The organism is Thalassotalea marina (genome assembly GCF_014656435.1).
GTDB classification, from domain to species: domain Bacteria; phylum Pseudomonadota; class Gammaproteobacteria; order Enterobacterales; family Alteromonadaceae; genus Thalassotalea_C; species Thalassotalea_C marina.
This window is the reverse complement of record NZ_BNCK01000003.1, coordinates 231713-248622: the sequence shown is the minus strand read 5'-3', so window position 1 is coordinate 248622 and position 16910 is coordinate 231713. Positions and strand designations below refer to the sequence as shown.

At 38.5% G+C, this 16910-nt stretch carries 18 protein-coding genes; 9 read left to right on the top strand and 9 right to left on the bottom strand.

Going from position 1 to position 16910, the window contains the following annotated elements:
* Positions 1-115 precede the first annotated feature (115 nt).
* Both IE199_RS07570 and IE199_RS07565 read left to right on the top strand, forming a co-directional pair.
* Positions 116-979, top strand: a complete 864-nt coding sequence (locus IE199_RS07570) for a YicC/YloC family endoribonuclease (protein ID WP_189768833.1) — start codon at positions 116-118, stop codon at positions 977-979.
* Between the two features lie 182 nt (positions 980-1161).
* Entirely contained in the window at positions 1162-2358 is a 1197-nt protein-coding gene (locus IE199_RS07565) for a tyrosine-type recombinase/integrase (protein ID WP_189768831.1), read from the top strand.
* A 292-nt stretch (positions 2359-2650) separates the two neighbouring features.
* Here the strand turns inward: IE199_RS07565 and IE199_RS07560 are convergent, their stop codons facing one another.
* Both IE199_RS07560 and IE199_RS07555 read right to left on the bottom strand, forming a co-directional pair.
* The gene (locus tag IE199_RS07560) at positions 2651-3997 is read right to left on the bottom strand and encodes a hypothetical protein (RefSeq protein ID WP_189768829.1); all 1347 of its coding nucleotides are present in this window, start codon (positions 3995-3997) and stop codon (positions 2651-2653) included.
* A 53-nt stretch (positions 3998-4050) separates the two neighbouring features.
* The gene (locus tag IE199_RS07555) at positions 4051-4206 is read right to left on the bottom strand and encodes a hypothetical protein (RefSeq protein WP_189768827.1); all 156 of its coding nucleotides are present in this window, start codon (positions 4204-4206) and stop codon (positions 4051-4053) included.
* A 386-nt stretch (positions 4207-4592) separates the two neighbouring features.
* Here IE199_RS07555 and IE199_RS07550 point away from each other — a divergent pair, with 386 nt between their 5' ends.
* Both IE199_RS07550 and IE199_RS07545 read left to right on the top strand, forming a co-directional pair.
* On the top strand, positions 4593-5930 hold the full coding sequence (locus tag IE199_RS07550) for a tyrosine-type recombinase/integrase (protein WP_189768825.1): 1338 nt from the start codon (positions 4593-4595) through the stop codon (positions 5928-5930).
* Positions 5905-6633, top strand: coding sequence for a helix-turn-helix transcriptional regulator (locus IE199_RS07545; protein WP_189768822.1), 729 nt, complete (start codon positions 5905-5907; stop codon positions 6631-6633). Before IE199_RS07550 ends, IE199_RS07545 begins: the two co-directional genes overlap by 26 nt.
* Before the next feature lie 550 nt (positions 6634-7183).
* Here IE199_RS07545 and IE199_RS07540 read toward each other — a convergent pair.
* Both IE199_RS07540 and IE199_RS07535 read right to left on the bottom strand, forming a co-directional pair.
* On the bottom strand, positions 7184-7465 hold the full coding sequence (locus IE199_RS07540; protein WP_229854591.1) for a helix-turn-helix transcriptional regulator: 282 nt from the start codon (positions 7463-7465) through the stop codon (positions 7184-7186).
* Complete coding sequence (locus IE199_RS07535) at positions 7455-8792, bottom strand: HipA domain-containing protein (protein ID WP_189768820.1); 1338 nt, start codon at positions 8790-8792, stop codon at positions 7455-7457. The genes IE199_RS07540 and IE199_RS07535 overlap by 11 nt, the downstream gene beginning before the upstream one ends.
* 249 nt (positions 8793-9041) lie before the next feature.
* Here IE199_RS07535 and IE199_RS07530 point away from each other — a divergent pair, with 249 nt between their 5' ends.
* The gene (locus IE199_RS07530; protein WP_100914092.1) at positions 9042-9335 is read left to right on the top strand and encodes a hypothetical protein; all 294 of its coding nucleotides are present in this window, start codon (positions 9042-9044) and stop codon (positions 9333-9335) included.
* 18 nt (positions 9336-9353) lie between these two features.
* On the opposite strand, the gene IE199_RS07525 is transcribed toward IE199_RS07530, so the two are convergent.
* Entirely contained in the window at positions 9354-9755 is a 402-nt protein-coding gene (locus IE199_RS07525) for a DUF6957 family protein (RefSeq protein WP_100914093.1), read from the bottom strand.
* A gap of 406 nt (positions 9756-10161) precedes the next feature.
* Positions 10162-11022: a hypothetical protein gene (locus IE199_RS07520; RefSeq protein WP_189768818.1), complete on the bottom strand. Its 861-nt coding sequence runs from the start codon at positions 11020-11022 to the stop codon at positions 10162-10164.
* A gap of 284 nt (positions 11023-11306) precedes the next feature.
* Between IE199_RS07520 and IE199_RS22165 the strand changes: the two genes are divergently transcribed.
* A complete protein-coding gene (locus IE199_RS22165; protein WP_189768816.1) occupies positions 11307-11615 on the top strand; it encodes a winged helix-turn-helix domain-containing protein in 309 nt (102 codons plus the stop codon).
* 85 nt (positions 11616-11700) lie between these two features.
* On the opposite strand, the gene IE199_RS07510 is transcribed toward IE199_RS22165, so the two are convergent.
* Positions 11701-12360 (bottom strand): recombinase family protein, encoded by a 660-nt coding sequence (locus tag IE199_RS07510; protein ID WP_189768814.1) that lies wholly within the window; start codon positions 12358-12360, stop codon positions 11701-11703.
* Between the two features lie 197 nt (positions 12361-12557).
* On the opposite strand from IE199_RS07510, the gene IE199_RS07505 reads away from it, so the two are divergent.
* Positions 12558-12779 (top strand): hypothetical protein, encoded by a 222-nt coding sequence (locus IE199_RS07505; protein ID WP_189768813.1) that lies wholly within the window; start codon positions 12558-12560, stop codon positions 12777-12779.
* 115 nt (positions 12780-12894) lie between these two features.
* Positions 12895-13218, top strand: a complete 324-nt coding sequence (locus tag IE199_RS07500) for a hypothetical protein (RefSeq protein ID WP_189768811.1) — start codon at positions 12895-12897, stop codon at positions 13216-13218.
* 101 nt (positions 13219-13319) lie between these two features.
* Here the strand turns inward: IE199_RS07500 and IE199_RS07495 are convergent, their stop codons facing one another.
* Both IE199_RS07495 and IE199_RS07490 read right to left on the bottom strand, forming a co-directional pair.
* Positions 13320-14045 (bottom strand): YkgJ family cysteine cluster protein, encoded by a 726-nt coding sequence (locus IE199_RS07495; RefSeq protein ID WP_189768809.1) that lies wholly within the window; start codon positions 14043-14045, stop codon positions 13320-13322.
* Between the two features lie 259 nt (positions 14046-14304).
* A complete protein-coding gene (locus tag IE199_RS07490) occupies positions 14305-14667 on the bottom strand; it encodes a hypothetical protein (RefSeq protein ID WP_189768807.1) in 363 nt (120 codons plus the stop codon).
* A 368-nt stretch (positions 14668-15035) separates the two neighbouring features.
* On the opposite strand from IE199_RS07490, the gene IE199_RS07485 reads away from it, so the two are divergent.
* A complete protein-coding gene (locus IE199_RS07485; protein ID WP_189768805.1) occupies positions 15036-16574 on the top strand; it encodes a DNA cytosine methyltransferase in 1539 nt (512 codons plus the stop codon).
* Positions 16575-16910: the final 336 nt, after the last annotated feature.

The window sequence follows — 16910 nt, the reverse complement described above, 5'->3', positions numbered from 1 at the left end:
CTTGCTTTGCGCCACACCCAAAATACTGATCAAAAACAAATAAACGTTGGTAATAGTGGCGACCCTTGCCTACCTTTGGCATAATCGCACTACTTCAATGACTTCGGTGTTTTATATGATCCACAGCATGACCGCCTTTGCCCGCGTAGAAATTAAAGAAGACTGGGGCAATGCGATTTGGGAAATTCGCAGCGTTAACCAACGCTTTTTAGAAAACTACTTTCGGTTACCTGAACAATTTCGCGGTATAGAGCCCGTTTTACGTGAGCGTTTTCGCAAAGCATTAGCTCGCGGTAAAGTAGAATGTGGTTTACGTTTTAACCCAAATCCATCGGCCAAAGGCAAGTTAAGTTTAAACAAAGAACTGGCGAGCCAACTATTAGAGCACGCAGGTTGGATCAACGAACAAACGTTAAACAGCCAAGTAAACCCTGTTGAAATTATGCGTTGGCCGGGTGTGATGGAAGCCGAAGAAACCGACATGGACGCAATTCAGGTAGACCTATTAAAAGGCTTTGACCGAGCGCTTGAAGACTTTATTGCTGCCCGTGCTCGCGAAGGCGAAAACATGAAAGTGCTGATAGAACAGCGCTTAGATGGCATAGTAACTCAAGCAGAAACGGTAAAAGCACGCATGCCTGAAATTGTGCAATGGCAACGCGATCGTATTTTAGAAAAATTTGAAGAAGCAAAGCTAGAACTAGACTCACAACGCGTTGAACAAGAGCTAGTATTGCTGGCACAAAAAATGGACGTAGACGAAGAAACCGACCGTTTATTTTCACATGTAAAAGAAACCCGCAGCATCTTGAAAAAAGGTGGCGCACAGGGCAGACGCCTCGACTTTATGATGCAAGAATTCAACCGTGAAGCTAACACCCTAGGCTCAAAATCAATCAATACTGACATTACTAACGCTGCCGTTGAACTAAAAGTGTTAATTGAGCAAATGCGTGAGCAGATCCAGAATATAGAATAATATCCATTAGAGTCCAAACACCTCCGCTATAGCCCAGTCATACTGGGCTTTTGTGTTTTTAGCGTCCAGATTATTTTGAATAATTTAGGCCAAAAATACAAAAAAGTGGTAGTGCGAGTGGTAGTTCGCTCTCTCAAGTCACCAATGTCGTCCAAATAACCCTACAAATTTGGAGGATATATATGTTAACTGAGACCATACTAAAATCTATCATCAAAAAGGCAGAGCCAACTCGCGGAATTGCCGATAAAGATGGCCTATTTTTTTCACTCACTAAATCTGGATATGCGAGTTTTAATTTCCGTTATCAAATTAACGGAAAACGTTCGGTGATCGCTATTGGCCCCTATCCAACTATTTCGTTAAAAGAAGCAAGACAGAAAGTCTTATTTTTTCGCCACCAGCTTGCAAACGGTATCGACCCTTTAATGGAAAAACGTAAAGCAGAGTTTCAAGCACGTAATACCTTAAATGCAGTCTTTGAACATTATTTCGAAACAATCATTGAATCTCGTTATGCGCATGCAGGTCGTTTAAAGCGCCTTTATGAAATGAATTTACAGCAGCCATTAGGTAATCGCTCAATTAAAGAAATAAACGGTTTGGAGATTTCTGATGTACTGCAGAGAATCAAAAAAGGCACACGAACAAAAGCACCGAGACCTTCGATAGCAAATAAATCGCTTTATTTACTGAAGGCGTTATTTAAACATGCTGTTAAGCTCGATTTAATTCGTCATAACCTAGCCCTATCCTTCACAGCTATGGATGCAGGCGGTGAAGAAAGGCCAAAAGATACCTATTTAAATGAAAAACAAATCAGACAGTTTTTCGACATAGCCGAAGCAGCAGGCACCGCCTTTAGTAGAGATAACTACCTAGCAACCTGCTTGCTGTTTTGTACGGCAACTAGAAAGATGGAACTGTTAGGGGCTAAGTGGGAAGAATTCGACTTTGACGAGTTGTTGTGGACAATTCCAGCGGAGAGAACAAAACCGCGCCGTGAGTTCTTAGTTCCACTCTCACCACAAGTCATCGTTTGGCTTGATGAACTAAAAATAAGAGCCTGTGGCAGCGATTATGTGTTTCCGGCAAGAAAGCAAAGCCGTGTCCCCCATGTTTATCATGATACGTTAAACCACGCATTCAAGAATCTAAATCTACCGTTTGCTTTAGCACCACACGATATCCGCAGAACAACAAGAACATTATTGGCAAAACTCGGCATATCTGATCAAGTCGCCGAAATATGTTTAAACCATAAACTCCCTAAGATGCAGCATATCTATAACAAGTACTCATTTTTGCCAGAAAAAAGAGAAGCCCTGTTAATGTTAGCTGAAGCTTTTTGCGCATGTTTACCTGAAGAAGAACAGTAAGATGAAACGCGTAACAGATAATAAGCTAATTGAAACAATTAGAGATTTGAAGCACTGGGACGGTTATCCGCCCACAACTGAGTACATTATCCAAGCTCTCCCTATGTTTGACGAACAAATAGTTAAGCAGGCCTTAGTTAGGGCGACTCTGAGAGGCAAAATCAGAAAGCAAGGCAACCACTGGTATACATATCCCTAGATATAACTTGCTAGCAGATGCTCTTGAAGTCTCCACTAGCAAGTTTTCTGGCATAAACGCTTTTACACTTTTAAGCTTGATAATCTTTGATTTCTAATGGCACTTTTTTGCTACTTCGTCTAAACCTAGCTGTCTTAAACGATCCATTAGTATCTCTTTCCCTTCCTCAAACCAGCCTGATTGAGGGAAACGTATTGCAAACCAAAAGCACCATTCATCAACGTCTTCTTTTGTGATATTTACAGGTAACTCTCTAAGTTGAGGTTCAATTATTTGGGGACAAAATGTTAATGCTCGACTTTTTATTTTTTTCAAAGTTGGTTTATGAGGTTTTTGTTGAATAGCTGCAATCGCTAGAGCTTCCTTTAACAAATTACGAATATTATCACCCGATTTATACAATGATGACTCAACTGCATTGAGATAGCACTCAAGCGCTGTATCGATTTGGCCACTAAGTATTAGCATTCGTCCCTGTAGCCAGTAATAGTGATAGCTAAGCTCATCGTTTAAATTATGCTCTTCAATTGATTTTTTAAGTGAAGCTAATCTAGCTGAATAATCAGCAAAACTGCCAGAAGGTTTAGTTGTAGAGCGTCTCAGGAGCTTATGAAGTTCATTACCTTCTGCTGACAGTATATGTAAGTTGGCTGAACTTATTTCATTGATGTAAAACTGATAAAATATTCGACCAAAATCTATAAACGGCTCTTGGTTGTGTTGTAACCGCCACAAAACAGCCTCTTTTAAATGAGTAACAAACTGATGCTTGGTTTTTCTATGAAATGAATCAATGAATCTTGCTAAAAACAAAGTTTCCATCTCTTCATTAACCGCCTCTGGATTGGATAATGATGCCCATTGAGCAAGTAGAGTTAAGTTACCAATATTAGGGAGCTCTTCACCACTTCGCCACTTTCTAACTGTTCTGTCAGTATTTTCAAAGAATTTTTTTATGTCGTTTTCAGCTAAATCTTGCTGGCTATTGTAAAAATCAATAAGTGCTTTGATTGGATGACTATCCAAATAGAAACTTGGAACAGTATTATTTGGCATTTGGTTAATTCCTACCTGCCAAATGATACTCGCAAGTGTTTCTACAAGCAGGTGCTGATTAAGCTGATAAACTACCTTATTTTGTGCTACTCCTTCCATAGGTACACGCTTCATGATTTCTATGAAGTTGTTTAACCCCATCCAGATACAGTCAGAGAAAAACTCAGCGAAACTACCTGTAACAACCTGAGAGATTGGCTCATAAAATAAATGTCGCACTGACTCTGAAATCAGTGTTGGATCTAAAGACTTCCTAGATGCAAAGTCTTCTTCCTTGCGATAACGGCTCTTTCCCTTAGCCGCCAATGATTTGGTGTCGGCAATATCAGCTAGACGATTTAAAACATATCCAATGTTTGGATAAGATTCATTGATAGGCACCATAAATTAAGACCTTAAAAAGTTCCTTTTTGAAAGAGGGGTGATCCCCCTCACTATTATTTATTATTTTTAGCAGCGCTACTAGTTGCGCGAGCCGCAAAACTACCTTTTGGTACGTTGCCACCATTGGTTTTAGCTGTCGAACTTTGAATTCGTTGCGCCACTTGTGGCGTCATAGGTGTTGGTGGTTTTGCATTTGCTTTTGAAGCCATAATGTTCTCCTTGATAATTCCAAATAAACTTCATAAGCAATCATCGAAAAAATTTGAATAAGTTGACAGGAATCAAGTGGCGCAATTTTTATAGCTTAGTTTCACAACTCTTAATGTAAGTACAACCGATACTTTTTTATCGTACTCCCTCTCTAGCCCCTTACAAGCTTGGTTCACAGGATTTCAACCTCTTTATCTTGAGAGGGAGAATAGCAGCCACAATACTCTTCTCTTTTTTGAATACTCCGATCCAATCAAAGAGGCAAAAAACCTCCTATCCCCTGTATATAAAGGCCTGAAAGCTTCAACAGACTCATAATGGAGGGAAAACTGCTCACAGAATATATTGAGCGAGTCTTAAATAACAACACTGAACTAAGTAATAAATGATTGAAGAGATATATACCGAACGCCTTCTAGATGCTGAAACAAGGCTCAAGACATTAACTGCGAATTTCGGAGAGGCATTTCCGACAAGAAAAATTGCAAACCGTCTTTATGCTTCTGCTAAACAAGGTAATAAAACCCTCATTTTCCGGATGCAAAAACATGGGAAATATCATTACCAAACATTGGGAATACTTGATAAGCAGATATCATTAGAAGAGGCTGTCGAGCAGAGCTTTGTTTACGAAAAACAGTTGAACACAAACGGTTATATCGACGATTACACATATCAGCTTCAAGAGCATCGTCGTAACATAAAAACCATTGATGACTTAGCTTATGACTGGTTCATAGCATCTGAAGCTGAGTTTGACATTACAGAACCTGAGCCTCTTAAAGATATGGCTCGTATTCAAGGCCTATATCACAAACACATGCAACCATACATCGGCAACGCATCCATTTCTCACTTTGATGGTTGCCTCATCGAGGTCATGGTGAAAAAAATAAGAGCAAAAGCAGCAGGAACACCTTTTTCCTACAAAGCAACCGCTAAAATGGCACGAGAAATTGCAGAAAAACTACTCAAGCGAGGCATACGATATAGATTAATCGACATCAATGTTGCTAGTTACTTTACAGCTAGAGAAACTGGCTATGTTGATGACTCCGATAGAACTGCATTGGCACCTGAGGAACTGCTTTACCTTATTCAATGTTTAGAGAAAGTCCGAAATACAGCCCCTATTAACGTAAATATTGTTTACATTTTGCTAGTGCTTGGCACTCGAAAAGGAGACTTAATAAAAGCTCACAACAAAGACTTTGGGCATACAACAAAACATCTTAGCGATGATGAAGAAGCTGACTTAGTATGGAATCTTACTGCTGAAAAAAACGGTATCCAGCGTGCTGTTTACCTGACGCAGTTTGTTCAAAGCTTACTTTTGGAAATCGTTGAGGTTCAGAATGGTTCAAACTACTTATTTCCAGCAAGGAAGTCTAATTCTGACAGTCCCTTTATAAGCTCATCTACACCCAACAAGTTTATTAGGAAAATTGCTCCGAAACTGACCAAAGTGCCTCACGAGCTGAGGCACACTTGTAGAACGTTATTGAGTGAATTGGAAGTCTCTGATCATGTTGCTGATAGCTATATCTTGCACTCAACAAGGCGATACAGGCACGATGACTACCATTTATATCCAGCTAGGAAACGGGCCTCAATAGAGCTCTCAGACACTATAGAAAATTTAATTGAAGAGGCGCGATTATTAAATTTGATAGAAGAAGTAATGCAGGAAAATAAAAATGCTAAATCAATATCTGAAAGCTGAACCTACGCTATCGCTCAGCGAAGTTTTGAAAGCGAAAAACAAAAGCTACTCTTGGCTATTTGAGCAAGTTCGTTTAGGAAATTTTCCTCCTCCAGATCGTAAATCTGGTCGGAAAATCTTCTGGCGCAAGTCAACGCTCGAAAGAACTATGAACAATTGTACTCATGAACCTGATACAGACCTAAACGAACGAAACATAAAGCTAGATTTGTTAACTGAACAAGAAAATATCATCTCTTTTTCAGAGTTATCTCAGTTTCCGTCAACAGTTTCAATCAAATCATTTGGAGAAATTGCAGGTATCAACGTGGATCTTTTTCGTCGACGTTTTCAATCTAAATTTTATATTCTAGATGATCACTTTGAACATAACCTCAAGCTTAATCTGGTAAAGATTAAGAGTGAAGCAATGTCTGAACTGCTAAAAAATCGACGTGACACTAAGGTAGATGAACAGCCAATTAAGCTTGGATTTAGAGAAGATAAGCTTGTCGACGATTACTCCAACAAGGAACATTTACCTTTGCAAAAGTACATTGAAATAGTCGACATCTCAGTTCATCAAATCATAGCAAGACTCGCTCAAAACGAATGGAAAATAGGAAAGCACATCCGCCTTGATTTCCAACGAAAGATAAACAAAAAAGAAGCGTCTATACACATAAACTTAAGAGCTGTACAGCAATGGGCCACGTCCAACTAATCAGACATATCTGATAAAAAAAGCACCTAACCTAAAACTCAAGATTAAAGTCTGCAACTACTTGCAGGCTTTTGTCTATATGCTCGACTACAGAGCCAACTTTGTGGCTCGAGCGTGCAACACTTCCTGCAATACCTCGCAGAAACCGCTTCAACTTAAAACCAGTACCCTATTGCAGGAACACTGTTTTCCTGCGAGGAATAATATGCAGAGGTAATACCCCTTTGACATTGCAACATAATGAGGATTAAACAACGGGCGGAACATAAGGTTATGTTTTGAACTATCTCGCTATAAAGAAATAACAATATCGAGTATTTTTATATTGATAAAATATCTTGTCGTTGGATTCTACAAATCAATGAGGTGATTCTGATTACTTACAAAAAAGTTCTAACTGACTGATGAGCCAATTAAGGTTAGAACTTACTTACGTTTATATAAAAGTAAGAAGGTAATAGTCAGTACTAATACGCTTATCAGAAATACTGAGATGGTAACAATTGGCATCTCCTCTCCTTAAGTTGTTTGACCTAAACTCTGCAAAAAATTAAATCTCACGGCGAAGAGCACGAACTGATAGTTGAAAGCCTCCTGGAGCTAAAATTTTATTCAGCACTGAGACTCTAGGATCTGTATTGCCTTTTTCAATATCTCTAAGCGTTTTGTCAGACACCTTAATAAACTTTGCATATTGAGTTTGTGTCATACCATACAATTGTGTGCGAACTTGCTTAACTAATTCACCAATGGTGATTACATTGTTGGCAACATCATTTTCTAGCTTCGCAAGAATTTCTTTTCGCTGTTCACCAGACAAACTAGCCATCATAAACTCCCATCTCTACTAATTTATTTTTTATGTTGCTAAACCCAATCGCAGGAAAATTTAATATTTCATCAGGGCAATTTAATCTTGCTAACAGCTCTGGCAAGTCGATTAATTTTTCAGCAAGTTGACTCAAAAATAAAATCATTTCGTCCGGTTCACAAAAGTCAGAAAGTTGCTCAGCAATCTTTGAAAAACTCACTTGCCCACCAAGTTCACAATTTCGTCCCCATTTGAATAAACGAGTTACTCCTTCTTCATCGGCTTTCATCGGAGCAAAGTCATAGATAGGAGCAAAACGAATGTCGCCGTCAAATTTTAAAAATGAAATGTTACGGCCGTGATTATCTGAATTACCAAAAACAAGATTTAAAAAGTCTCTAACAACATATTGCTTTGCAAATTCACTTTTGGTCATTTGAGTTGCAGAATTAATCCTTCTCCAAACTGTCTCCATAACATCAAAATGCTCTTGATAACTGCCTGGCTCCGCATCAATGATTGAGTAGATGCTCTCCAAACCAATTCTTGTAGCCACGCCATTTTCAAATCCGATATCAAAGCGCGGTAGCCATAAACTGATTTGTCCACTTTCTTTATCTTCAAGTATTTTTAACTTGTTGACTTCGATGGTTTTAACACTAGTACCTTGAAGAAGCTCTGTAAGAGCCTGATAAAAAACACCTTCAGCTTTGAGAATATTGTTGTCTCGAGTTGTACGCCTATTTCTAGCAAACTTTGTTAAGTAGGCTGTGGCAGCCAATGGTTTTCCAGCAAAATCTCCGTCAATAAAAACACTGTCATCTTCGAGCATTAGTAAAAGTTTTGGAGCAACACCACCAGCTCCAGTAGCTCCCCCAACCGCTGCACCTTGTTCATTGGCATACTCTAAGAAGTCGTATTGCAATGAAATAACATCTTCAATGGGAAAGCGGCGAGGATCTATACTACCCTCTGTCGCTACTGACTCTTTTATTCGTAAGTTACCAACGGGTGACATACAAGCATTTGTGAGCAGCGCATAGTTTTGCTGAAATTCGTTAGAACGGCTAACATTAAGATATTTAAGCCACCAATCTCGAGATTTACCAACTGGCAAAATGTCATCTAGTAATGCTGGCCACTTGGAATAGTCTTTCGGAATGATGCTAATGGGAGCATTAACTGTGCATGCCCAACAGTCTTTGATGTCATAGCTTGCTACTGCAGCAATGTATTCAGGCTCATAGCACAATGAACAACTGGCACTAAACTGCTCTTCAGAGAAGTTCAAAATCGCAGCATCCCACCATTGACCTTGATTAAATAACTGCAATGTAACAGTTTGCATCGCTACTCCAGTAGTTTATTACTGTTTAGTCTCTGATAATAACAACTTTTCGGTAGAAATCTACCGTTACATTATAAAATAGAGCAACAAAACAGTATCAAACTACCGCTTTTAATAAAACACAACCTCCAAGTCGGAACTTTATTACCGTTTTAAATTTAAAAGTCGTCAAACTTTCTTAGAGTTTTAGCCGAAGGCCTACCTATTTATTACTTACGCTCCTCTGTAACCAAAACAGAGGTATAGGTTATGAAAAATTTTACTAAAGTGCAGCGTATCGCAGTTGCTATTCTATTAGTTACAGATGCAGTGAAAAGCGAAGATTTAGAATCATTAGGTATTAAGAAAGCACAAGCGGATACTTGGGCAAAACATTTATTGGATAAACAGATAAGCTTTCAAGATGCTATGGACATCTTTCAAAACGGGGATACCGACGCATCAATTAACCATCTGTTAGCGCTGTGTATTGATCAACGCTACTTTACGAAAAAAACTAAAGAGAGCGAGGAGGTTCCAAGTGAACAAAAAAAGCAGGGGTAACCTGCTTTATTATCAACCTCAGAAAAACTTCATCATGTCCTTGAATTCGACATTTTTTCTAGTGCCACTTCCCACCAAAATATAATTAGTGTTATTAGTCGCAAATATGCAATTTTCGTGGATACTGATTATTGCTGTTGTACGCACCCAACCACCAACAGGAAACCTATCTAGCTCATCGTAAATAATGTAGTCAGCCTTTATCAGCGATATTACACAATCAGGTGCTGATTGCGGGGGCTCAATATCCCATATAGCCCAATCTTTAACTACGCATATTGGTTTATTTGGGGAGAAGTGCTCACATTTTAGTTTCATCAGTTCGATTTGTGATTCTAAGCAGCCAAAGTTCGTTAATACTCCTGGCTCAGACAAAACACCTGCAAGCCTAGTAAGCTCTTGTTTCATTTCATCAGTCATAATTGTCTCTTACTATTAAACGTTATGACTAGCTTGAGCGCACTCTCTAATCTGTCAAAAAAACTACTTCGAATTTAAATGTGTGCAAAAGGCTTCCTGCCTTGAACTTTAAAAAAATGGATGATTCATTTTTCCTGTGGAAAGGATGGCTGCATTTGTAATAACAGCTCGCTGACATGTAAAACGGATATGAGCAGTAAATGCTCTTGTGTGAATCGAGCGGCAGTTTAGCTAACTGCTAGGTACCTAAGTTATTGCATGGCACCCAAATCTACTCGAGGGCTCATTGAGCTTAATCTTAAGCAATAAAATAATAGCGAGGTAACCGATTTTGATTGTGTAAATTGAGGCAGAGCAGGTATCGATAAAAGCTTAGCACCTGCAATGCACTCACTTAATAATTGGGCTAGCTATTTGCTGCATCAACAAGTTGTTGCTTGAATGATTTAAAAGCATCGCCATCAAAAGAAGAGCCGCCATTTGCGTCCACATTAAACTTCTGCTTGATAGAATATTCAACAAGTGACGAACCTTTGTTAAGGTAGACTTTAACTTCTGCTATAGCCGAATGCTCGCCACTTTTTAGATTATAAACAGTACGTAAAGCACCGCCTTTAGTGGTCGTTCTTGTCTGCGCTTGTAATTTGCGATTTAAGCTAGTAGCCACTGATTCTGGATCATAACTAACTTTAAACTCACCCGTTTCTACTTTTTCTGCCAGGGTGACAGGGTCTAACTTTGATAGTAACTTATTGTATTGACTAATAGCTTTAGCATCAGTTTTAAACAAGAACATATCATCATTCCCTTTGGTTTTATGTAGCATCGAAGGTGATGATAATTGTACAACCCAAGAGTCTCCTATCTCCTCTACCTTAACAGGTAACTTAGCTGTTATGTCTTTCTTTGCTTCCATCATAGTGCCTGTTGTTGAGCGATAAGTGTCACCTTTACGATAAGTGACAACATAGCTATCAGCATTTCGCTCAATTATCGCCCCTTCGAAAAAGTAGCCAGGGCTATAGCCTTTAGGGGTATTACACATCGGATTACAGCCGTATTTATGTGATGCAGCCTCAGCTATTTGACTCTTTAAGCCTGATAATATTTGTGATTGAGTTAGTTCAACGCCAGGAGCAGGTGTTTTATCAAAAGTGAATGTTTTCGAGTTAGTTGTAGTGATCGGGATATCACGAGCTGGTTGAACCGAAACACAAGCAGATATTGAAGCTGCTAAAACAGCAATCGGCGCAATACGTTTGATCATGGGACTTCTCCATTTTATTTATTTTATTCCAAAATCAACCGCATTCTTACGTAGACACTTTCATATGCACAGCACAAAACTTTCTTAAACCTTACCTGTAGATTGTATTTTCGTTGCATTTACTTCACCCCAATAAAATTGGGGCCTGTAGCCTCCTCTGTGTTTTTTGACAAAGTGCTAAGGCATGGATAATAGAAGATAGGATTGATTAGTTTTCTGAGTGAGTTTTGTACAAAATCGGTGATTACATATTTAACACTAAGCTGGCACAAATTGAGTGCCCTATGGGAAAGTGCTATGAGCTCACATCTACGCCATTTGCACTTCTCACCTTTTTGGTCGAAAACAATGATCGCTTAGTGAATAAACGTGAGTTAATTTTAAAGGTGTGGAAACACGAGGTATCAGATAGCTCAATCAATAAAATGATATCAGAACTACGATCCATATTTGGTGATACTGCAAAGGATTCTCGATATATAGCAACAAGACGCAAATTAGGTTATCGACTAGTTGCTGACGTGCATCCAATCGAAGAGCATATATCTCACGAGAGCCCTCCTTTAAAGAGCATTATTAATTGCAGCAGTTAGTTCTATGATTAAAAAACTACGACTACCTTTACATATAAAATCATATTTTAAGGTCCTGCCAAGACAAGATATTACAAATAGGCCGTTAATTCTGGCCTATCAAACCTCTGACTGTAGAGGGGTAAAACTGCTTGCCTGTTCGGCTTTTAAAGCCTAGCCGGTTTAGTTCGTCAGCAATGCCTTTTAAAGTTGTTATGCCAGCGGCTTTCACATTTTCAATAACTGGTAAAATAGCCTCTCGGTATTTTTTTGTGTTTGTCATAAACTGTGCATGAGCATTGCTGGTACAAGTATTTCTGACTTCATTAAAGTTAGGGTTACCTAATTCCACGCCTCTCTTTTTAGCTTCTTTTAAAGCTAATTTTGTTCTTGTGGAGATCGCTCTTCTTTCTTCTTCCGCCACTGCTGCTAGTACTTGCAACACCAATGGGCCTGAGTTGGGCTGGTCACAACAAATGAACTTAATATTGCTTTGCATCACTGAACTTAGAAAGTGCAAATCACGAGACAACCTATCCAGCTTTGAAACGATTAATGTTGAATTGGTTAGCTGGCAATGTTGAAGTGCTTTGGCTAATTCTGGACGGTTGTTATTTTTCCCTGACTCCACTTCAGTGTATTGATGTAGCAAAGCGCCTTCTTGCCTATTTATATAATCAGTCACCACAGACTGTTGAGATTCTAATCCAAGACCACTTTGACCTTGTCGTTGTGTCGAAACACGATAGTAAGCGATAAAATTCATAGTGTTGTACTCAATTACAGAGGCGCAATATCTTCGGTTTGCGTGTTTGTATTTAGACTTAGTAGATTGCCTGCGTAGGAAGATTCGTCAAAAAATATCCGTTGTACTCAAATATTGAAAAGTAGAATTAAGGGGCCTTCTCTCTATTTTCTTTTGGCGCCATAATTGACTACAAAGCAAAACTATGGGGCCTACTAATGGACAACAAACATAGACTCGCAAGAGCAAAACGAATTAAAAGATATAAAAATAAATATCAGCCTGAAGATGTGGCTCAGTGGCGTGAATTTGCTTACAAAACTGCAATAGAAATGAACCGAGATTTACGCACAAATACTTGGTTTGATGAGAACTTATATACCTTGAAGATAGTTAGTATTGGCAGTGCAATGTTAACTGCCATTTTGATTTTCACTTAACTAACTGAACGGCTCACACACTCATAATCAATGTCAACGATACACACTCAAGAAAAAAGAGACATCGATTTAAACTGCTTTCGCTTTAAATTAATAATTAAAGGAAACAGTGTAAATGACACCAAGTATTTTGACAGACTATATTCACGACACCATTGAAGCGCTTCAAAGTGGAATCTCAATCAGCGACACTTTCGAACAAGCATTAAACGAGTACCATGAACTCTTAGCGTCAAAAAGTTTGCCTACTCAAGAGTCGATAGACGAGATCTTAGAAGAGCTTGAAGACTACTTCGAGTTTGAAGATAACTTTTACAGCTTAAAGCTCGATAACATTGATTGCCCTGACTTTCTCTCTAGGGATATGTCTTGTGCAAAAGATTTGGTAGATAAATTTTATAAGGCTGTTTCAGCTTTATCTGAACAGCATTGTGTATAATATTCAAACAGTAGAATAAATACGACCTGAATTATTGATATAGAATGATTCTCAAAGAAAAACCTACGGCGTAGGTTTTTCTCTCCAAGTACTCATCGACGTTAAACAGCAAGTTGCAAAGGCTCCGTTGGCACTCTAGAACTTTGTGCTATTGCTGTTAAGAAGGCCTTCTTTTTCTTAGCCCAACGTTGCTCAGACTTTGTATTGGTAAATGCTTCTAACAAAGCGCTGTGCAACTCATAGCTAGTAACATCATATCCTTTAGCTTGGTAAGAATTTATTACACCTTCGCTAAAGCCTTGCCCAGCGATAAATAGCTCTTCAACGAAAGCGTTGGCAACATCAGCTTCGGCGTCATTATATGTTGCGATACATCCTTCGACATCGATTGCATGATAGTTTCGGCAATTAAATGGACGAACTTCATAAACACTACATAGATTATTTTCCAAGAAGATACAGTCGATATTTGAATTATAAAAATCTTCGTTTGAAAGCGTAGTTAAGTGCCTAACTCTGTCTGTTAGCTTATGTATGAAATCTGTTAGCTGAGTAGTAGAAAGGCTTTTTTGAATGCTTTGATTTAATAAGAAAACTTCGGCAGGCGTAACAAATACCCGACAATACGAACAGCAATAACTGCAACTTTCCTTACAAGCTACTTGTTTATTGGTCGCTTGGCTCACTGTTTCAATAAGAGATTCATGTCGTCTAAGTGATGACTGCAATGTCGATATAGTGGTCTTCCGACTCAGTTTACTGCTTGCTTCTTTCTGAGCTTGCTTAGAAAAAGATTGCAGAAGGTAAAGTGGATTAGTTGAAGTCATGATAATTGCGCCTTGTTTATTAAGTTGCAATTAGTGTCGCCCAGCCCGTAAACCTGTCAAAAATCATAATTTACTTGGATCCTCATAGGCACTATGGGATGGAACCTAGTTTGCTTCGATTTAGTTTTACGAGCTCCATTTTCTCGGTGAAGACATAAATAAGTGAAATTTAGAACTTCCCTAGAATTGATAGAAGTAAATTTTGTTATACCTACAAAAAACCCTGTTAAGCAAAATTGAGTAACAGGGCTAATTCAAGTTAATGAGGACGTCGGTTATGCTCTTTGGATTTTCTGATCGTGTTATGAAAGGAATTGATGAGTTCTTCAACTCGAGTCATAAGATCCTTTTCTTCCCTTTCCTCACAAAACCTAACTATAGGTGACTTCCCCAATAGGAATGTAGTGACAGCAAGTATCGGCTGCATAACTGCGTGAACAGTTAGCTCTTCATCTGCAACATCAACAATGTAATCAATTTCATCGTTAAGGACAGTTATGGCAGTCACTGCGTCATTAATTAGTTCTTGATAGTTCTTCTGGTTATGCTGATTCATTTGCTTAACCTTCAAGTCAATTAACGACATAGCGAAAACGGCTTCTAAGCCACTATCGGTGATCATGAGATTGGATACCAGGGATTTGAACTCTGGTTCTGACATTAAGTCATCTTGAAGGTTTGAAATTAAAGCTTGTTGGTGCTGCTCAGCAGTCGGTAAGTAATATTCTTGCTTAAAGCTTAACATGGTGTTTTTCCGTTTTAATTAGCTTGAACACCATATTCAGTTAGTTCAACAACTTGTCAAAAAACAGGCGAATAGTGAGGAGCTTAGCTTTTCAAAACAACTAACTGTCTTGTCACGACACAAAGAAACACAGATAAAGTAACAAAACCTAAATATTTTTTGTTATATAAACTCTACTGTTTAGCTTTTTATAAATGTTTCGTCCTGGTATCATCACTTTCGGAATTTTAAAGTGGTAAATAAGATTGAATAAGAAAGATAAAGTTCTGGTAATAGACCTATTTGCAGGCCCCGGTGGCTTGGGTGAAGGTATTTCTGCTACGACAGATAAAAATGGTAAAAAACCTTTCGATATTCGTATATCTGTAGAAAAAGAACCTTCGGCACATAAAACTTTAACAACCAGATCATTCTTTCGAAAAATCAGAACGATGCCCAAAGGCATAGAAAACTATAATCTATATTTACAAGGAAAGTTATCCCGCGAAGAGCTATTTGCAAAATTTCCTGAGCAATCTGAACTTGCTCTAAATGAGACATTAGAAGGCCCTAAAGCTCTTGGTGAAGATAATAAACTAATTCATAGCCGTATTGAAAAGCTGATTAGCGACCATAATGGACCTAAAGTAGTCATTGGTGGACCTCCATGCCAAGCTTACTCACTTGCAGGAAGATCTCGCAACGCAGGAATAGAAGATTATAAAGCTGAAAAAGACCATCGTAATTTCTTATATTTAGAATATTTAAAAGTACTATCAATTGCTCAACCAGATGTTTTCGTAATGGAAAATGTAAGAGGCATCCTTTCAGCAAAGATTAATGGCAAAGTAATGTTTCCTCAAATACTCAAGGACTTGAGAAAACCAGGGAGAGTTACCAAGATTAAAGGTGTACCAGGATATAAAATCTATTCTTTGGTTGCACCAGCAGAAAACCCTAATAATCCTCAATATAAAAACTCTTCTGACTTTTTGATCAGAGCCGAAAATTACGGTATTCCCCAAGCTAGACATAGAGTAATTTTATTGGGAGTGAGAGAGGATTTAGGTCGCGTACCGCAAACAATTGAACAATTACAGCAACAAGTAACAGTTGAAGAAGTCCTTACGGATCTGCCTCCTCTTAGAAGTGGATTTTCCAAACAAAAAGATATTCAATGTGATTGGGAAAAACAGATTTTAAATAACTCAAAAGTAATCACGAAATTACTTACGAAAAGGTTTGGAGAGGAATCTGTTTCTACTCTACCTCTTACCCCAATTAAAGGCCTAACTCGCTTTTCCACAAAGAAAACAAATGTTAAGCCTAAAATACCAAGCCATATTAAAGAGTGGTACTTAGACTGTGCCCCCAACAACGTGCTTAATCATGAAACAAGAGGTCACATGACCTCTGATTTACTGCGTTATGGATATAGTGCTGCTTTTACCAAACTAAATGACGGTGTTTCGCCCAAGTCTAGAGACTTCCCTGTTGAACTCGCGCCTGAGCACGATAATTGGAATTCAGGCTCTCATGCTGATAGGTTTAGAACGCAGGCCGCAAATAAACCAGCTACTACAGTTACAAGCCACATATCGAAAGATGGTCATTACTTTATTCACTATGACCCTCAGCAATGTAGAAGTCTTACTGTACGAGAAGCTGCTCGACTGCAAACTTTCCCCGATAATTACTTCTTTGAGGGAAATAGAACACAACAGTATGTTCAAGTTGGGAATGCTGTTCCGCCATATTTGGCTTTAAAAATTGGCAAAGTTGTATTAGAGCTACTTACAACTTAGTAGTTAAAAGATTTAGAGTAATTGTCAGGATTTCTTATATATTCTTCGATTAGCTTGTTTTTCAGTGGTGAGTACTCCCTCTTTCAATAGAAGACCTAGCGCACCGTAGGTTAAGTAATCTTGCTGCTTTCCTTGATTGTCTGATTGAAGACCCAAATAATATGCTCAAACAGCATTTGTAATTCCGCTTGGGTTTTCTTCAGCCTGTTCCTTTCCAATATAAAAACATTAGCTGGTCGGCAGCAATGATCTTTCAGTATATATACGTAACAAGTAGAGGACATCTAACTTTCCTATAGAAAAACCGTGAAATTCTTTTACTAGATATCTAGGATT

Bases quoted from the DNA above. Each gene is read 5' to 3' on its own strand.
- IE199_RS07525 (WP_100914093.1), bottom strand. From the start codon at position 9,755: ATGACTGATGAAATGAAACAAGAGCTTACTAGGCTTGCAGGTGTTTTG.
- IE199_RS07505 (WP_189768813.1), top strand. From the start codon at position 12,558: ATGGACAACAAACATAGACTCGCAAGAGCAAAACGAATTAAAAGATAT.
- IE199_RS07550 (WP_189768825.1), top strand. From the start codon at position 4,593: ATGATTGAAGAGATATATACCGAACGCCTTCTAGATGCTGAAACAAGG.
- IE199_RS07560 (WP_189768829.1), bottom strand. From the start codon at position 3,997: ATGGTGCCTATCAATGAATCTTATCCAAACATTGGATATGTTTTAAAT.
- IE199_RS07555 (WP_189768827.1), bottom strand. From the start codon at position 4,206: ATGGCTTCAAAAGCAAATGCAAAACCACCAACACCTATGACGCCACAA.
- IE199_RS07520 (WP_189768818.1), bottom strand. From the start codon at position 11,022: ATGATCAAACGTATTGCGCCGATTGCTGTTTTAGCAGCTTCAATATCT.
- IE199_RS07500 (WP_189768811.1), top strand. From the start codon at position 12,895: ATGACACCAAGTATTTTGACAGACTATATTCACGACACCATTGAAGCG.
- IE199_RS07570 (WP_189768833.1), top strand. From the start codon at position 116: ATGATCCACAGCATGACCGCCTTTGCCCGCGTAGAAATTAAAGAAGAC.
- IE199_RS07530 (WP_100914092.1), top strand. From the start codon at position 9,042: ATGAAAAATTTTACTAAAGTGCAGCGTATCGCAGTTGCTATTCTATTA.
- IE199_RS07510 (WP_189768814.1), bottom strand. From the start codon at position 12,360: ATGAATTTTATCGCTTACTATCGTGTTTCGACACAACGACAAGGTCAA.
- IE199_RS07540 (WP_229854591.1), bottom strand. From the start codon at position 7,465: ATGATGGCTAGTTTGTCTGGTGAACAGCGAAAAGAAATTCTTGCGAAG.
- IE199_RS07545 (WP_189768822.1), top strand. From the start codon at position 5,905: ATGCTAAATCAATATCTGAAAGCTGAACCTACGCTATCGCTCAGCGAA.
- IE199_RS07565 (WP_189768831.1), top strand. From the start codon at position 1,162: ATGTTAACTGAGACCATACTAAAATCTATCATCAAAAAGGCAGAGCCA.
- IE199_RS22165 (WP_189768816.1), top strand. From the start codon at position 11,307: ATGGGAAAGTGCTATGAGCTCACATCTACGCCATTTGCACTTCTCACC.
- IE199_RS07535 (WP_189768820.1), bottom strand. From the start codon at position 8,792: ATGCAAACTGTTACATTGCAGTTATTTAATCAAGGTCAATGGTGGGAT.
- IE199_RS07495 (WP_189768809.1), bottom strand. From the start codon at position 14,045: ATGACTTCAACTAATCCACTTTACCTTCTGCAATCTTTTTCTAAGCAA.
- IE199_RS07490 (WP_189768807.1), bottom strand. From the start codon at position 14,667: ATGATCACCGATAGTGGCTTAGAAGCCGTTTTCGCTATGTCGTTAATT.